Annotated in this window: 13 protein-coding genes and 1 riboswitch; of the genes, 3 read left to right on the top strand and 10 right to left on the bottom strand. The window is 68.7% G+C overall.

The window, feature by feature from the left end:
• The first annotated feature begins 81 nt into the window (after positions 1-81).
• On the top strand, positions 82-765 hold the full coding sequence (locus tag ABD116_RS30380; protein WP_343977962.1) for an alpha/beta fold hydrolase: 684 nt from the start codon (positions 82-84) through the stop codon (positions 763-765).
• Here ABD116_RS30380 and ABD116_RS30375 read toward each other — a convergent pair.
• From ABD116_RS30375 to cobN, 10 genes are all read right to left on the bottom strand, one after another.
• On the bottom strand, positions 755-1,624 hold the full coding sequence (locus tag ABD116_RS30375) for an ABC transporter permease (RefSeq protein ID WP_343977959.1): 870 nt from the start codon (positions 1,622-1,624) through the stop codon (positions 755-757). The two genes, ABD116_RS30380 and ABD116_RS30375, sit on opposite strands and share 11 nt — an antisense overlap.
• The gene (locus ABD116_RS30370; RefSeq protein ID WP_343977956.1) at positions 1,611-2,540 is read right to left on the bottom strand and encodes an ABC transporter ATP-binding protein; all 930 of its coding nucleotides are present in this window, start codon (positions 2,538-2,540) and stop codon (positions 1,611-1,613) included. Before ABD116_RS30370 ends, ABD116_RS30375 begins: the two co-directional genes overlap by 14 nt.
• A 2-nt stretch (positions 2,541-2,542) precedes the next feature.
• The gene (locus tag ABD116_RS30365; protein WP_343977953.1) at positions 2,543-3,649 is read right to left on the bottom strand and encodes a LolA family protein; all 1,107 of its coding nucleotides are present in this window, start codon (positions 3,647-3,649) and stop codon (positions 2,543-2,545) included.
• A gap of 127 nt (positions 3,650-3,776) precedes the next feature.
• Positions 3,777-4,391 (bottom strand): LURP-one-related family protein, encoded by a 615-nt coding sequence (locus tag ABD116_RS30360; RefSeq protein WP_343977950.1) that lies wholly within the window; start codon positions 4,389-4,391, stop codon positions 3,777-3,779.
• A complete protein-coding gene (gene bluB, locus ABD116_RS30355; RefSeq protein WP_343977947.1) occupies positions 4,388-5,911 on the bottom strand; it encodes a 5,6-dimethylbenzimidazole synthase in 1,524 nt (507 codons plus the stop codon). Before bluB ends, ABD116_RS30360 begins: the two co-directional genes overlap by 4 nt.
• On the bottom strand, positions 5,908-7,263 hold the full coding sequence (locus ABD116_RS30350) for a cobyrinic acid a,c-diamide synthase CobB (RefSeq protein WP_343977944.1): 1,356 nt from the start codon (positions 7,261-7,263) through the stop codon (positions 5,908-5,910). The genes bluB and ABD116_RS30350 overlap by 4 nt, the downstream gene beginning before the upstream one ends.
• Positions 7,264-7,366: 103 nt before the next feature.
• The gene (cobO, locus tag ABD116_RS30345) at positions 7,367-7,981 is read right to left on the bottom strand and encodes a cob(I)yrinic acid a,c-diamide adenosyltransferase (protein WP_343977941.1); all 615 of its coding nucleotides are present in this window, start codon (positions 7,979-7,981) and stop codon (positions 7,367-7,369) included.
• Complete coding sequence (locus ABD116_RS30340) at positions 7,981-10,218, bottom strand: magnesium chelatase subunit D family protein (protein WP_343977938.1); 2,238 nt, start codon at positions 10,216-10,218, stop codon at positions 7,981-7,983. Before ABD116_RS30340 ends, cobO begins: the two co-directional genes overlap by 1 nt.
• 220 nt (positions 10,219-10,438) lie before the next feature.
• The gene (gene surE, locus ABD116_RS30335) at positions 10,439-11,191 is read right to left on the bottom strand and encodes a 5'/3'-nucleotidase SurE (RefSeq protein WP_343977935.1); all 753 of its coding nucleotides are present in this window, start codon (positions 11,189-11,191) and stop codon (positions 10,439-10,441) included.
• Positions 11,192-11,203: 12 nt separating this feature from the next.
• Entirely contained in the window at positions 11,204-14,923 is a 3,720-nt protein-coding gene (gene cobN, locus ABD116_RS30330; RefSeq protein WP_343977932.1) for a cobaltochelatase subunit CobN, read from the bottom strand.
• A gap of 37 nt (positions 14,924-14,960) precedes the next feature.
• A riboswitch (cobalamin riboswitch) is annotated at positions 14,961-15,091 on the bottom strand.
• 158 nt (positions 15,092-15,249) lie between these two features.
• Here cobN and ABD116_RS30325 point away from each other — a divergent pair.
• A complete protein-coding gene (locus ABD116_RS30325; protein WP_343977929.1) occupies positions 15,250-15,906 on the top strand; it encodes a maleylpyruvate isomerase N-terminal domain-containing protein in 657 nt (218 codons plus the stop codon).
• A 41-nt stretch (positions 15,907-15,947) separates the two neighbouring features.
• Positions 15,948-16,511, top strand: a complete 564-nt coding sequence (locus ABD116_RS30320) for a hypothetical protein (protein WP_343977926.1) — start codon at positions 15,948-15,950, stop codon at positions 16,509-16,511.
• Positions 16,512-16,533 lie beyond the last annotated feature (22 nt).

Genomic DNA, 16,533 nt, shown 5'->3' with positions numbered 1-16,533 from the left:
GCGAGCCGGAGTTGACGCGTCCTACCTTGACCCCTCAAGGCAATCGGCCTACCTTGATACCTCAAGGCAAGGAGCCCGTCCATGACCGAACTCACCCTCACCCGCCCCGACGCCGCCCTGCGAGGCACCGCAACCGGCACCGGCCCCACCGTTCTCCTACTCCACGCCGGCGGCGAAACCCGCGCCGTATGGACCCCCGTCACCGCATTCCTGAACCACTGCTCGCTACGAACCGTGGCCTACGACCTCCGAGGTCACGGCGACAGCTCGGGAGCAGCGACGAAGCTCGCACCGATCGCAGCGGACGTGGCCGCGATGATCCACAGCGAGCCACCCCCGGTCGTCGCAGTCGGGGCTTCACTCGGCGGACTGGCAGCTATCGCAGCCCTCGCCGCCCTACCCACCGCTCAAGCCCTGGCCGGCCTGATCCTCGTCGACGTAGTCCCCAACCCCGACCCAGCCCGCGTCCGCGCCTGGCTGGCCGACCGCGACCTCCGCACCCACGACGCCCTAGTCGAAGACATCCTCAACCACACTCCCGACCTCCTGGCGACAGCCGCAATGCGCAAGCTCCCTATCCACCTGGTCCGAGCCGGACCAACTTCACCCCTCACCGACGCCGAGATAAACAGCTTCCGCACCACCAACCCCGCGGCCGCTGTCACCCAAGTCCCCACCGCCGGACACCTGATCGCCCACGAAGCCCCCACCGAACTAGCCCAGATCATCACCACCCAGGCAGCTACCTGGCTGACTAGCTGTTGATGTCCCGGGTGGTCAGGCGGGCCCAGGCGGCGGTGTAGAAGACGAACAGGTACGCGGCCTGGAGGAGGAGGTTGCGGACGATCGCATCCCAGTACGGCGGATCCCGGAGCAGGTCGGCGAACGACGGCCAGCCGTACATCAACAGCCAGGGGTGGATCTCGGAGATCTGCGGAATCGCCCCGAGGATGCCGAACACGATGAACGCGCCGAACGTCGCCGCCATCGCCGCGAGTGGGGTCGACGTCAGCGACGACACGAACAACCCGACCCCGGCCAGCCCGAGCAACGACAACGCGACCAGGATCGCGATCCCGAACGCCCGCAGGAGTCCATCGGCCAGCGAGACCGTCGTCCCCGACAGCAAGACGACATCGCCGATCGGGAACAGCACCACACCCGCGATCAGCCCGGCCAAGAAGATCGTCATCGTCGCGGCCAGGCAGAACACCACCAGCGCGACCAGCTTCGCCGCGAGCAGTCGCGACCGCCCGGCCGGCGCCGTCAGCATGTTGCGCAGCGTGCCGAGACTCGCCTCGCCCGCCAGCGACTCCCCGGCCACGACCGTCACGGCAGTAGGCAGGAAGAACGGCAGCGACAACCCGAGACTCGCGACCACCAGGAAGAACCCGTTGCCCGCGACCTGACCGATGAATCCCTCGCCGCCGTCGGACCCGGACAGCCTGATCGCGACCCCGACCAGCACCGGTACGCCGGCGAGCACCGCCAGCGTCACCCAGGTCCGGGCCCGCCCGAAAACCAGATGCAGCTCAGAGGCGAAGAGCGCGATGGTGTGCCGCCCAGCGGTAGGCCGACGCACGCTCCCCAGGTCGCGGCGATCCGCGGTCTCACTCAGCGACATCGAAACCCTCCCCGGTCAGCGCGACGAAGGCGTCCTCGAGGCTGGGATGCTCCAGACCGAACCCATGAATCCGCACGTCAGCAGCCACCAGCGCGGCAGCGAGCTTGTCGACCGGAAGCTCGCCCGCGTCACCGTCGACGGTCTCTTCCAGCCGCCGTACGTCGGTGACGCCGAGGCCGGCCAGCGTATTCATCGCCTGCTCGAGGTCCGGCGTCCGGACCACCAGCCGCGGGCGCAGCTCCGAACGCAGCTCCGCCATCGTCGACTGGCGAACGATCCGCCCGCGGCTCATCACGGCCGCGTGCGTGCAGACCTGCTCGACCTCGGCCAGCAGGTGGGTCGAGGTGAAGATCGTCGTGCCGTCGCCGGCCAGTTCACGGATCAGCGTGCGAACCTCGCGGGTGCCCTGCGGGTCGAGGCCGTTGGTCGGCTCGTCCAGCACCAGGAGGTCGCGACGCTGCATCAGCGCGACGGCGATCGCGAGGCGCTGACGCATCCCGAGTGAGTAGGCGCGAACCTTCTTGCCGGCCGCATTCGACAGGCCAACGCGCTCCAGCGCCTGACCCGCGCGGAGCTTGCGCGTCCGTGGGTCGGCGGTGCGGTCGGCGGCGTCGAACCGGAGCAGGTTCGCCAGCCCGGTCCAGAACGGGTAGAAGGCCGGCCCCTCAACCAGCGCTCCTACCCGTGGCAACACGGAGAGCTGTGCCTTCGGCATCGGCTCCCCAAGCAATTCGACCGATCCGGACGTCGGCGCGATCAACCCGAGCAGCATCCGGATGGTCGTCGTCTTGCCCGACCCGTTCGGCCCGAGAAACCCGAACACGCTTCCGGCCGGAACCACCAGATCGATCCCGTCCACCGCCACCTGCCCACTGCGGAACCGCTTGGTCAGCCCCGCGGTGACAATGGGATCCACGGTTAGCGCGGAGCCTTGGCGGCGGCGGATTGCAGGGTTTCTGGGGTGACCAGGCCGGTGAAGATCCGGCCGTCGGTGGTGATCAGGGCGTTGACCATCTTGGTGGTGAGGATCTTGCCGCTGCCCCACGTGCCCTGCACGGTCGGCGCCTTGGCCAGCAGCTGGTCGAGTGCCGGGTTGCCGGTCTGCGCCTTGCCGCGGAGCTCGACGACGGCGTTCCAGCCTTCGCCGATCACGGTCGGCCGGTCCGCCGACGGCACCGACGGCTGCTTCGGCGTGCCAGGCTTCGGCAGGATCGGCGGGGTCTGCTTGCCGGGCGCCTTCGACGGCACCTTCTCCTCCGTCACCTTCACACCCTTCGGCGGCGTGAACGCGAAGGTACTGGCCGCCGGTACGTCGAAGGACACGGCCGAGAACCCGAGCTGCACGGCCGGGTCCTTGCCGGTCCGCGGCATCACGGTCACCTGCAGCGGTACCCAGGTCTTCGAGTCGACGGCCAGCGTCACCGAGCCGACCGTCGTCTGGTCGGTCTTCGGCACGAGACGCAGCTTGTACGCATCGCGGCCGGCCACCTTCTCCGTGCCGCTGACCTCGACCTTGGTGGTCGGGTCGATCGCGGCGAGGACCTTCTGCGCGACGGCCTGCGGGTCGTACGCCTGCTTCTCCGGCGCCACCTCCGGCTTGGCCGGGTGCGCGGGCAGCGCGATCTTGGTCGCCTCGCGCTTGGCGGAGTCATAGGCCCACGCGGTCTTGCCGTCCGTGGTCAGCACCCGCTCGGCCATGTCGTCGAGCACCGAGACGCGCGCCTTGTCGGGCCCGGCGAACGCGACCCGCGCGGTGTGGTCACCGGTCAGCAGGTCGAGGAACTGGGTGGCTTGGCCGTCCATCCCGGGCAGCGCCGGCAGACCGAGATCGGTCGACGACTTCACCGTGCCCGACAGGCCGTCGACCTTGGCCGTCTGGACGCGGGCGAGCAGCTCCTGCGCGGTGATCCCCGGCAGGTCCGGAGACGCGTCCGCGACCATCGGCCCGAACGCCCCCACCCCTGCGACCACTGCGACTGCCGTGACCGGCACCAACCACCGTCGACTGCGCTTCGCTGCACCCATGTCTACAAGACTCGCACCGCGCACCCGCCGAACCAAGCCGCTCAGGGTCCGTTCACCCAAAAGAGTGAGCAAGTGACTACGCCGGTAGTACGTCCACGCGCAGAACGTACTACCGGCGTCGTACAGATCAGCGGCTCTGCAGCGCGTCCAACGCCACCGTCATCGCGGCGGCGACCCGGAAGTCGAGCCGGGAGTCCTGGACAGTCACCCGGTACCGGTCGCGGACCGAGATCTTGCGCTCGACCGAGAGCACCGGCTCGCCGCTCGCCCGGTCCAAGAAGTCGAAGTGGAAGATGAACGGCAACGGGATCTCGCCGACGAACGGCACGAACTCCCAGATCCGCCGGACGATCGCGATCGTCGGGTTCCGCTCGGTGCCGTCGGACTCCAGCCCGGGGCAGGTCAGCTGCCAGCTCGACCGCAGCAGGCTCTTGCCGAACTCCTTCTTGAACCAGCCGATCGGCTGCCCGTTCGCGTCGAACACGTCGTACCCGGAACCGAGGTCGATGCGCTTGCGGGCCTTGAAGGAGAAGACCGCCTGGGCTTTCGTGTCGTCGGCGTAGAAGGTCACCTGCTCCTTGAACGCCATCCGCTTCTGCTGCGCGAACGCCAGCAGCGGCCCGTCGGTGCCATCGGGGTTGGTGGTGAGCAGTTCGTACCTGTTCGCCATCAGGGTGATCCGCTGCTTCATCGAGAAGGCGGGAACGTACATAGGCGCAGGGCCTTGAGGTGGGACGGTCATGCGGAGGAGTCTTTCACCTCGGCAGGCTCACCGATGACCACTCCACAGGCCAGCGCCCCGAGTCGTACACCGCGCACCAGCCCGGCTGCCTCCGCTGAGTCCGACACCAGCTCCACCTGGAGCTCTCCAACCCCTTGCAGCACGAGATCCCGCGCTACCTCCACGCCTAGCTCGACAGCCTCGTCCACTGTCCGCGCAGGACGCCACAGCACTCCGTAGTCGGCCGCTGGCTTCGCAGTACCTACCTGTACTACGAGCGCATCCGCCTGCTCCAGATACTCAGCAGCCGCGACGTCAGCCACGATCAGGCGAACCACCTGAGCACCTACAGCCCGTACTACGCCAGTCGCCGCCGCTGCATCGCCGGCGATCACCGCACTGGGCTCTATGCCCGGCAGGCCCCGCTGACCCCATGACTCCTGGTGCACGGCCCATGACAGCGGCCGCCTGGCAGCCCAGCCACTCCGTACCAGCTCCGGAGCTGCAGCGAACTCCTCTACGTGGCCGACGCAGAGGTAGCCGACAAGCTCTACGTGTGAAGGCAGGTCCAGCACCGCTGCGACCTCGCCGGGCTCGAAGAACGACACCCAGCCGACCCCTAGTCCTTCGGCACGCGCTGCGAGCCACAGGTTCTGGATTGCGATGGCTGCGGAGAACCAGGTGGTGCGTGGGTCGGCATGCCGGCCCAGCACATGCCTACCGCCTCGCCCTGGGTCGCAGGTGACGGCGATGTTCAGCGGCGTGTCCAGAATCGCCTCGATCTTCAGCCCGTCGAAGGAGCTGCGTCGATCAGCGGGCAGTGAAGCCGCGAAGGCGTCTCGCTGTGCAGTGGCGAGGTCGTGGATCTTCCGCCGGGTAGCGATGTCCTTGATCAGCAGGAAGTCCCACGGCTGACTAAGCCCAACACTAGGCGCCCGATGCGCCGACTCCAGCACCCTGGTCAGCACATCATCGTCAATAGCCCGCCCCAAAAACCCCCGCCGCACATCCCGCCGCTCCGCCATCACCCGATGCACCACATCCCGCTCCCCAACCACATACCCCGCCGCAGCCGCAGCCTCCGACACCGGCACCTCACCCGCCGGCCCAGCCGCCACCCCCGAGTCCGCGACCTCCGACGCCGTCACCTCATCGGCCGTGCCCGCTGCACCGCCCGCCGTCTCCGGGAGCCTGCCGACGGCCACAGTTGCTCGCGGCGACGACTGCTTCGGCAGTAGCAACTCGGCGCCGCTAATGACCACGGCTGCTTCGGCGACGCTCGTAGTACCGGCTAGACGAGCGACCTGGTCGCTGGGAGTCGGTACGGGCTGCTGGGAGAGTTCCAGCTTGGTCGCGGTGAACAGCGTGGCGCCCAGCGAGGCCACCAGCCGCTGTAGGCCGGGCTCTGTCTCCTTGCCGTCGACAGTGACCACTTGGCTCACGGTTGCCAGCGGTAGAGCGGCCAGTGCTGAGTCGACGAGATCTCGGAGCTCGCGGTACGACGTACCGGAGCGTAGGCCGATACCCAGGACGAGGGTCACTTCTCCAGCCCCGCGTGGACTCGGGCAGCCGCAACGAAACGGGCCGGGACATCAGGCGTCGCCGTCCAGTGCAGGTGCAGGTAGGAGGCGTGGATCTGGGCTCGGGCGAACCCTTCCCGCTGCCCGCCCGGCAGGTACCACGCAGCCGGGATCTCCTCGTCGAACTCCACAGTCGTGCGATGGAACTCATGCCCATGGACCCGACGGCCTTCGTCGAAGATCGCAGTCGTCGAGGCCGCGACGGCGGTGCGGTAGCCGAGGGTGAGCCGACTCGTCATCTGGCCCTTGGCGGGCAGGACGCCGGTGAGTTGGTGGCCGTCGAGTTCGCGGCACAGGTACAGGAGTCCGGCGCACTCGGCGACGACGGGGAGGCCGGCGGCGATCTCCGCGGCGACCTGGTCGCGGAGGACGAGGTTGCCGGAGAGCGCTTCCGCGTGGAGTTCGGGGAAGCCACCGCCGAGATAGAGCGCTGAAGTTGCTTCCGGCAACGATTCGTGGAGCGGGTCGAAGGTGACGACGTCGGCGCCGGCCGCGGTGAGGAGTTCGGCGGTTTCGGTGTAGCGGAAGGAGAAGACCGGGCCGCCGGCCATCGCGATCACCGGGCGACCTTCTTCGGCTGGGGTCACCTCTGCCGCAGGGTCCCAGGCTGTCGCGTCGAGTGGAGCGGCTGCGCGCGCGGCGGCGACGAAGGCTTCGAGGTCGACGCCTTGCTTCACTAATTCGGCAGCGGCGTCGACGGCCGCGGCGGCTTGCTCGCGTTGCTCGTCGGCGGGAATGAGCCCGAGGTGGCGGCTGGGAACGGTCAGGCGCGTATCGCGACGCAGTACCCCGAGGACCGGTACGCCGGTTGGCGCGACACCTGCTCGTACTTCGGCCTCATGCCGGTCAGAGCCAACCTTGTTGAGGATCACCCCGACGATGCGCACGCCGGTGTCGTAGGCAACAAACCCCTGCACGACTGCACCCACACTGCGGCCGGCCGCCGATGCGTCCACCACCAGCACGACAGGTGCCTGCAGCAGCTTCGACACATGCGCGGTCGACGAATATCCCTCGGTGCCGAGCGCACCGTCGTACAGGCCCATCACGCCCTCGATCACGGCGAGGTCCGCACCCGCGGCGCCATGCTTGAACAGCGGCGCGACCCGCTCCTCCCCCGACAACATCGGATCCAGATTCCGCCCCGGCCGCCCGGTCGCCACCGCATGAAACCCCGGATCGATGTAGTCCGGCCCCACCTTGAACCCAGCCACGGTGTGCCCGGCCCGCCGCAACGCAGCCATCAACCCAACAGCAACCGTCGTCTTCCCCGCACTCGACGACGGCGCCGCGATCACCACCCGCGGAATCATCCGCCTACACCTGTTCGCCGCCTTGCGGCAGCAAAATCAACTGCGTTGTCGCGCCGAGGGAGCCGCCCGAGGGTGGGCAGGTGGGGGTGCCTTCTTGCGGGGCTCACCACTCGATGCCCTTCTGGCCTTTTTGGCCGGCGTCCATGGGGTGCTTCACCTTGGTCATTTCGGTGACCAGGTCGGCTGCGTCGAGGAGGTTCTGGTGGGCGTTGCGGCCGGTGATGACGACGTACTGGTGGCCGGGCCGGTTGGTCAGGGTGTCCACCACCTCGTCGACGTCGATCCAGCCCCACTTCATCGGGTAGGTGAACTCGTCGAGGACGTACAGGTCGTGCGTCTCGGCGGCCAGCCGGCGCTGGATCTCTCGCCAGCCTTCCAGGGCGTCGGCGGCGTGGTCTTCCTCGGTGCCGGCCTTGCGGGACCAGCTCCACCCTTCGCCCATCTTGTGCCACTCGACCGGGCCGCCCTCGCCCGTTGCCTCATGCAACTTTCCCAGGGCCCGGAACGCGCTCTCCTCGCCGACCTTCCACTTCGCGCTCTTGACGAACTGGAAGACGCCGATGTTCCAGCCCTGGTTCCAGCCGCGCAGCGCCATCCCGAACGCGGCGGTCGACTTGCCCTTCATCTCACCGGTGTGCACCATCAGCAACGGCCGGTTCCGGCGCTGCCGGGTGGTCAGGCCGTCCTGCGGTACCACGTTCGGCTGTCCCTGCGGCATCAGGCGGCGCTCCGATCTGTGACCGCGCGAACAAGATTGCCCGCGGCGACTTCTCCCAGATCCAGGTACTCCGCGCCGAGATCGGCGGCCAGCTCCCCCGCCAGCCCGAGCCGTACTCCGCGGCGCGGCTCGCAGTCCACCACCACCGCCGCGATTCCCTGCTGCGCCAGCCACCCGGCCGCTTGCTTCGCCTTGGCGAACGCCTTGTCGCCGGAGGTTGCGCGGCCGTCGGTCACCAGCACGAGCAGGGGACGCCTGCGGGGATCGCGGATCGCGGCGATTCGCAGTACGTCCGAAGCCTTCAGCAAACCCTCGGCCAGTGGGGTGCGACCGCCGGTGGGAAGCGATTCAAGCCGCCGCACCGCAGTCTCGACACTGCCCGTCGGCGGGAGGGCAACTGTCGCTTCCGCTCCAGCGAAGGTGACTAGCCCGACGGTGTCCCGCCGCTGGTAGGCATCAAGCAGAAGCGAGACGATCGCAGTCTTCACCTCACCCATCCGCTTCTTCGTCCCCATCGACCCAGAAGCATCGACACAGAACAACACCAGATTCCCCTCACGCCCCTCACGCACGGAGAGACGCACGTCGGAGGCGCGAACGGCGAGCCCGCGGCGCACACGTGCCGGACCGGGGCTACCCGGGACGGGGGTGCCGGGGACAGGGGTGCCGGGGACGGGGATGCCGGGGCTGCCCTGAGCGGCGTCGGCTGGGCCCGACTTGCCGGGGAGGGTGCGGCCGCGGGTGTGTTGGTGGGGGGCGGCGGCTCGGATTGTTGCGAGGAGGTGGGGGCGGCCGGATTCGCGGCCGATGCGGGGGCGGTCGCCTACTACTCGGCCGACCTCGGTGAGGGCTCTGGAGCGGCGGCCGGCTACGCCTGCGCCTGCTGATTGCACGCTCAGGAGGCGGGCCTTGTACGGCTCTGAGCTGGCGGCGATCTGGCCGGTCGGGGCGGGGCCGGAGAGAGCGCTCGCCGGGGTGTCGCCTGTGTTGTCCGGGTCGGAGGAGTCCTTCGGCGGCCGGGTCGCGTCGGGGCGGTCGACCTCGGTGTCGGTGTTCGGCGCGCGGTCGGTATCAGTCGGCGAGGTGTCGTCCGAGTCGGTCGGCGGGGTGCTGTCGGGGTCGGTGGGGTTGCCCCCGTCCGGACCTCCGTCGGGGTCGTCGTCGGGGTCCGGGTCCGGTGGGGTGCTGTTTTGGATGGCTTGTTCTAGTTGGTCGTCGTCGAGGCCGGGGGCGTCGAAGGGGTTGCGGCGTTTGCGGTGTGGGAGGGCCAGCTTGGCGGCGGCGCGGACGTCTTCGACCTCGACGACGGTGCGGCCGGACCAGGCGGCGTGGGCTACCGCAGTACGGGCGGTGACCAGGTCTGCGCGCATGCCGTCGACGTCGAAGGAGGCACAGATCTCGGCGATCTGGCGGAGCGCGGCGTCGGTGAGGATGACGTCGGCCAGGCGGGACTGGGCTTTGACTATGCGCTCGGAGAGTTCGGCTTGCGCACCGGAGTACCGGTTGATGAAGGCGGTCGGGTCGGCCTCGTACGCGAGCCGCGCGCGCATCACCTCGACCCGTACCGCGGGGTCGCGGCTGGCGACGACGTCGACCGTGAGGCCGAAGCGGTCGAGGAGTTGTGGGCGGAGTTCGCCCTCCTCGGGGTTCATCGTGCCGACCAGGACGAAGCGCGCCGGGTGGGTGATCGAGACGCCGTCACGCTCGACCGTCGCGCGTCCCATCGCGGCCGCATCGAGCAGTACGTCGACCAGGTGGTCGTGCAGCAGGTTGACCTCATCCACGTACAGCAACCCACGATGAGCCGCCGCCAACAGACCCGGCTCGTAGACGGTCACGCCCTCGGAGAGCGCCCGCTCCAAGTGCAAAGACCCAAGCACCCGGTCCTCGGTCGCGCCCACCGGTAGCTCCACCAGGCGCGCAGGCCGCGAGATAGCCGCGGGTGCCGTGTGCGGGGCGTCGGGGCAGGTGGGGTCGGGGTTGGTGGGGTCGCAGGAGAAGCGGCAGCCTTCGATGACGTCTACGGCGGGGAGAATCTCCGTGAGAGCGCGGACGGCGGTGGACTTCGCTGTGCCCTTCTCACCCCGGATCAGCACGCCGCCGATCGCCGGCGAGACCGCCGCCAGGATCAGCGCGAGCTGGAGGTCGGACATCCCGACGACCGCGGTGAACGGGAAGCCGGCAGTCAGCCGATGGCCGCCGTTCGATCGGGTCGGTCCGGTCGGAGCTGAGCGCATGGGCGAGAGGTCCCTTCGTCCTGCGGGTGTCCACGCCCGCCTTGGCACTGGTACGCCGGGGCACGCGGAGAGCGCTCCCTGACGGACGGTGGCAGATGTTCTGGCTTCCGGGCAGCAGCCCGGTCACAGTGGCGGGACCGCCCCGGAATTCAGCCCGACAGGGCCGTCACCGGTGTTCCTCCACAACCGTCCCGGCGATCATTCCACACCGGCCGGAGCGCTACTGAGCGAAGGCCGCCGTGAGATAGGTCGCGGCGGAGTCGCCGGGGAGCTCGCCGACCCCGGTGATGGGCGTGACGGTGATGTAGCCGGCGAGCAGGAGCGCCTCGTCGGTGTCGGTCTCCGTCGGGGGCTCACGCAGCACCAGACCGACGATCGGCTCACCCGTCGGCGCCTTCTCGAGCACCAGCCGGGAGCGCTCGTACGGGACCAGGCGCGCCCAGCGAGCACCCTTGAGCTCCGCGATCGGTACGTCGGGAACGTTGACGTTGATGACCGTCCCCTGCGGCTGCTCCAGCAACCAGGAGAGCGCTTCCGCAGCCACGGCCGCCGCCGTTTCGACGTACGACGGTTGCTCCGAGTCGATGCTGATCGCGAGCCCCGACAACCCCTGACTGGAGGCGGTCAGCGCGGCCGCGACCGTCCCGGAGTGCAGGATCGGCCCGATATTGTGCCCGTTGTTGATCCCGGACACGACCACGTCCGGCGACGGTCCGAAGGCGCCGAGCCGAGCCAGCGTCACTGCCAGGGCCGGCGTCCCGTCGATCCCGATGAACCCGTTCTCACCGACCTTCGACGAGATCGCCTTGCCGATCATCCCGGCCCGCGAACTCCCGACGCCGCTCTGGTCGTCCCACGGCGCCACCACCTGGACCGCGTGGCCCAGGCCCTCCATGGCCGCAGCGAGCGCCTGGATGCCCAGGGACTCATAGCCGTCATCGTTGGTGACCAGGACTCTCAGCTGTTCGGGCATGCGACCACCCAATCAGCCGCGATCCTCGATGTCACCTTCTGTCTCAAGAACCGCCGTGCGCAGCGTTTCCAGTGCTTCCTCGCTCGGCTCGGACCACAGCCCGCGCTGAGCCGCCTCGAGCAACCGCTCCGCGATCCCGTGCCGCGCCCAGGGGTTGGACTTGCGGAAGAACTCGGCGATCTCCGGGTTCGCGACGTACTCCGTGGTGAGCGTCTCGTACATCCAGTCGTCCACCACACCGGCGGTGGCGTCGTACCCGAACAGGTAGTCCACCGTCGCCGCCATCTCGAAGGCGCCCTTGTACCCGTGCCGCTGCATCGCCGCCATCCAGCGCGGGTTCACCACCCGCGCCCGGAAGACGCGCTTGGTCTCCTCCTCCAGCGTCCGGGTCTTCACCTGGGCCGGTACCGCGGAGTCGCCGATGTACGCCTTCGGGTTCGACCCGGTCAGGTGGCGCACCATCGCGACCATGCCACCGTGGTACTGGAAGTAGTCGTCCGAATCCATGATGTCGTGCTCACGGGTGTCCGCGTTCTTGGCCGCGACCTGGATCCGCGCATAGGCACGCTCCATCGACGGCCGGGCCTCCGCACCGTCGAGATCCTTGCCGTACGCGTACCCACCCCAGACCGCGTAGACCTCGGCCAGCTCGGCGTCGGTACGCCAGTTGCGCGCATCGACGAGCGGCAGCAAGCCGGCACCGTACGAGCCCGGCTTGGATCCGAAGACGCGCGCCGTCGACGACCTCATGTCATTGCCCGCGGCTACATCAGCGTCGACGTGCGCTCTGAGGTAGTTGCTCTCGGCATCCTCATCGAGCGCCGCCACGGTGCGGACGGCCTCGTCGAGCAGTGAGACGACATGCGGGAACGCGTCCCGGAAGAAGCCCGAGATCCGGATCGTCACGTCGACGCGCGGGCGGCCGAGCTCCTCCAGCGAGACGACCTCGAAGCCGGTGACCCGGCGCGAGGCCTCATCCCAGACCGGGCGACACCCGAGCAGCCACAGCACCTCGGCCAGGTCGTCACCCTGGGTGCGCATCGCGGACGTGCCCCAGACGGTCAGCCCGACCGATCGCGGCCACTCCCCCGTCTCGGCCTTGTGCCTCGCGAGCAACGAATCGGCCAGCGCGACGCCGACGTCCCAGGCGTTGCGGCTCGGGATCGCCTTGGGGTCGACGGCGTAGAAGTTGCGGCCGGTCGGCAGGACGTTCACCAGACCGCGCGTCGGCGACCCCGACGGGCCGGCTTCGACGAAACGGCCGTCCAGCGCGCGGAGTACGTTCGTCAGCTCGTCGCCGGTGCGGGCCAACCTCGGCACGACCTCGTCCGCGGCGAACTGCAGCGACTTCTCGACCTGAGTCGAGGAGCGACCGAGTACCTCCTCGATGACGACCGGCACCTTGCCCGCATCCCACGCCAGAGTCTCCATGCCGACAACCAGCTTGCGTGCAACTGCCTCCAGCAGGTCCACACCGTCGGCACCGCTCACGGCAGGAAGATCCACCAGCGTCGCCAGGTCCGCCAGCTCCGGTACGGCGACGCCCGGGTTCTCCAGCATCGCTGCCTCGTCGACGCCGAAGGTCTGGCCGAGAGCAGCCCGCAACCCCGGTACGGCGCCCGAGACGCCACCCCACATCTGCTGCGCACGCAGTACGGCGAGAACGAGGTTGACCCGTGCCTCGCCGTCCGGCCCGCCGCCGAGGATGTGCAGCCCGTCGCGGATCTGGACGTCCTTGATCTCGCAGAGGTAGCCGTCGAGGTGCAGGACGAACTCGTCGAACTCCTCGTCCTCCGGCTTCTCCGAGGTGTGCAGATCGTGGTGCAGCTGAGCGGCCTGGATCAGCGTCCAGATCTGCGCGCGCAGGGTCGGGACCTTGTCGGGGTCGAGGGCCGACACCGTGGCGTACTCGTCGAGCAGGTACTCCAGCTTGGCCATGTCGCCGTACGTCTCGGCGCGCGCCATCGGTGGTACCAGGTGGTCGACGATCACGGCATGCCCGCGACGCTTGGCCTGCGTACCCTCGCCGGGGTCGTTGACGATGAACGGGTAGACGAGCGGGAGGTTGCCCAGTACGGCGTCGGGCGCGCAGTCGGCCGCCATACCGATGCCCTTGCCAGGAAGCCATTCGAGCGTGCCGTGCTTGCCGAGGTGGACCACCGCGTGGGCGCCGAAACCGCCTTCTTCGGTTGGCGCTTCGAGCCAGCGATAGGCCGCCAAGTAGTGGTGCGACGGGGCCATGTCGGGGTCGTGGTAGATCGCGACCGGGTTCTCGCCGAAACCGCGGGGCGGCTGGATCATCAGCACGACGTTGCCGAACTGGAGGGCCGCGAGGGCGATCGCGGGCTCGGGGCCGGACTGGTCGACGTACAGGGAACCCGGGGCCTCCCCCCACGCCTCGATCATTGCTTGCTGCAACGTTTCGGGGGTCTTGCCGAACCAGTGCTGGTACGTCGAGAGCGGGATCTTCGCGACCGCACTGGACAACTGCTCGTCGGTGAGCCAGTCGACGTCGTGACCGCCGGCCGCGATGAGCCGGTGGATGAGTCCGTCGGCGCCGTCCGCGCCCTGGAGCTCGTCGAGATTGAGGTCGGGGCCGAGGTCGTAGCCGGCCTCCTTGAGCTGGCCGAGGATGACGACCGCCGAGGCCGGGGTGTCGAGGCCGACGGCGTTGCCGATCCGGGCGTGCTTGGTCGGGTATGAGGACAGTACAAGCGCCAGCTTCTTGTCCTTCGGCTCGACGTGCCGAAGCTTGGCCTGGGCGACTGCGATGCCGGCAAGCCTGGCGCAGCGCTCCTCGTCGGGGGCATAGCTGGCGATGCCCTCGGCGTCGTACGCCTTGAAGGAGAACGGGATGGTGATCAGGCGTCCGTCGAACTCGGGGATCGCGACCTGGGTGGCAGCGTCGAGCGGGCTGATCGCGGCGTCGCTCTCGAGCCACTGCTCGCGGGTCGAGGTGAGGGCGAGGCCTTGGAGGAGCGGGATGTCGAGGGAGGCGAGGGCGCCTGCGTCCCAGGAGTCGTCGCCGCCGGCCGTTGCGTTGGAGGCAACGGTGCCGCCGGCCGCGAGGAGGGTGGTGACGAGGACATCGCATTGCTTGAGGAGGGCGAAGAGGTCGGCGTTGTCCGCGTGGGTGGGGTCCAGGCCGCGCAGCGTTCCGCAGTACAGGGGAAGGGGCTGGGCGCCGGCCTGCTCGATCGCGGTCGCGAGGGCGTCGACGAAGGCTGTGTTGCCGGAGATCTCGTGGGCGCGGTAGTAGACGATGCCGACTACTGGGCGGTGGTCCTTGGCGAAGGTGCGGCCGGCGCGGATGCCGTACGTCGGGAGGGTCTTGGGTGGGTCGAATGCGTCGCCGGTGAGGAGGATCGTGTCTCGGAGGAAGCCCGCCAGGTTCTGGAGGTTCTCGGAGCCGCCCTCACGGAGGTACGCGAGCGCCTCGGTGACCGCGCCGGCGGGGACGGTCGACATCGACATCAGCTCGGCGTCGGGCGCTGCCTCTCCACTGAGCACGACGGTGGGGATGTTCGAGGAGATGACGGCGTCGAGACCCTCCTCCCAGGCGCGGCGACCGCCCAGCAGGCGGACCACGACGACCTCGACGCCGTCAAGCAGGGTGGCAACATCATCGAGCTCGACCCGCGCCGGGTTGGCGACCTTCCATCCGGCCTGGGCCTGCGAAGCGGCCAGCAGGTCGGTGTCGGCAGTGGAGAGCAGCAAAAGGTTCGCGGGCACGCGCGACCGGTCCTTCCTCGGGGTGTCCACGCCCCAGGTGGCAGGTACGACAGCAGCAGTTCCTGACTCCCGGGAAACCCCCGGTCACAGTGGCGGGACCGCCCCGGACTCACACCGGGTTCCTGCACAGCCGTCGATGACAGCACGACTCTAGTCGACCGCGTCGGCAACTACTCCCCCACGGTCGAGCTCCGCCTGCACCACCGTCGCTCACACGCCCGACACTCCCACCCACGCCTGCGCATCGATCGCAGGACGTCGGCGGTGTGGGGGCTACTGCCTGTTCTTGTGTACGGCGTGGACTGGTGGCGCATTAGCTTGCTGGGGTGGATCTGTTCTCAGAGTCTTGGGGTGCGTTGCGGGCGGCTGTTGCTGGGCTGGGTGATGCCGACTTCGGCGAGGCGTCGGGGTGTGCGGGGTGGTTGGTGCGGGATCTGGTTTGTCACCTGGTGATTGATGCGCAGGACGTGTTGATCACGCTGGTGACGCCCAGCGAGGCCGAGGCGACGCATGACTCGGTGAGTTACTGGGCGGTGGCTGAGGCGGCGGCTGCTGGTGAGGATCCGCTGGATGCGTTGATCGTTCGGTTGGCGGCGGCGTACGGGGATCCGGGGTTGCTCAAGTTTCATCTCGATGACGTGGGTGCGGCGGCCGGGCGGGCGGCTGAGTTGGCTGATCCGGCGATGCTGGTCAGCACACAGGACATGGTGCTGACGGCGGGCGACTACCTCTCGGCGTACGTGCTGGAGTGGACGCTGCACCACCTCGATCTGGTCGCTCACCTACCGCAAGCGCCAGGACCATCGATCGAAGGCCTCGCCGAGAGCCGGGACATGATCGAGCAGATCGCCGGCGCTGGGTTTCCTGCGAGCTGGTCCGACAAGGACGTGCTGTTGATCAGCACCGGGCGCCGTGAGCCGTCCGACTTGGAGAAGACGCAACTCGGTGAGCTCACCAAGAAGTTGCCCCTCGTGCTTGGTTAAACCAGTGGCGCCTATGCCGACAGGACGGCCACTCTGAGGACATGCGACTGACCTTTCTGCATGACCCGCGTGGTGGTGAGAGCCTTACGTTGATCCGGCGTGCGGACGGGGCGGAGTTCACTCTGTTCTCGTACTCGCGCAAGCACCGCGTGCCGCACGATCTCGCGCATGCGGTCACCGAACGCGAGCTGCGCATGCCCGACGGCATCTTCGGCTGTATCGCAGCCGGTGCGGTCTTCGACAGCATGGAGCAGACGGCCGGCAAGAAGCGTCACGACGCGAAGGTCCGCAGCGCGCGCATTCTCAAAGCACCGAACAGCATCGGCATGAGCGAGGCGCTTTCGAGCGTCTTTCACCTGGCGGTCGAGAAGGACCAGCCCACGCCGTACGCTGAGGTCCGCGAGATGTGGGGCGTCACCCGAGCCGATCCGTGCCCGTACGCCGATGTCGACCTCGACCGCACCACCGAGACCCTCCGCGAACTGAGCCACCGCTGGCAGGCGAGCTCCGACCCGCTCGATTTCCCTTGGCCGGAATCGCTTCAGGCGGAGGCATCACAGCACGGTCCCAAAATTCGCGTACGTACCGGTCGTCGCGACCGCTAGCTTGTCGCTCCGGGTCACGATG

Origin of the sequence: Kribbella koreensis (assembly GCF_039525325.1) — a bacterium.
GTDB lineage: Bacteria > Actinomycetota > Actinomycetes > Propionibacteriales > Kribbellaceae > Kribbella > Kribbella koreensis.
Note: the sequence above shows the minus strand (reverse complement) of the source record. Positions and strands in the feature narration are given on the sequence as shown.